Below are 469 nucleotides of genomic sequence, written 5' to 3'. Positions count from 1 at the left end.
GTTCCCAGACTGCCGTCTGACTTAACCCCGGCACCTAAAGTTCCGGTTGAATTGACAGTTCCCGCTGTCAACATAGTTTGCTGCCCTGCCGCCAATACGCCACTATTGGCTAGCTCTCCCTGCGTGACAACATTCGTGTTGCCGCCTGCATATAACGTACCTTGGTTGCTGAACCCCTTCGCCTGAATCTGGATGTTGCCGCTGGCTGTAGTGCTTCCACCCAGTACAACCTTTCCGGCATTGGTTACAATAATGTCGCCACTATTCGCAGCAATAACGCCTTTACTGTTTACGCCAACACCATCCTCAGTTCCCATAAGCAGGATCTTGTTGGCATACATTCCACCTAAATTTCCAACATCAAGGGCAATATCCGGTTTGTTACTCCCATCAATTTTATCAGTATGGAGGGTATTGTATTGGACAGTATTCGCTCCTGTGACAACCTGAAGGTTCTTGGCCCAAAGCT

The 469-nt window shown here is 49.0% G+C and carries 1 protein-coding gene; it reads right to left on the bottom strand.

What is annotated here, in order from left to right; translation table 11 throughout:
- Positions 1 to 469: hypothetical protein (locus tag Ga0466249_RS25970; RefSeq protein WP_215832391.1), on the bottom strand; the 469-nt coding region annotated here is incomplete at both ends.

This window comes from Pelorhabdus rhamnosifermentans (assembly GCF_018835585.1).
Taxonomy (GTDB): domain Bacteria; phylum Bacillota; class Negativicutes; order UMGS1260; family UMGS1260; genus Pelorhabdus; species Pelorhabdus rhamnosifermentans.
This window is presented reverse-complemented; position numbering and strand designations above follow the sequence as displayed.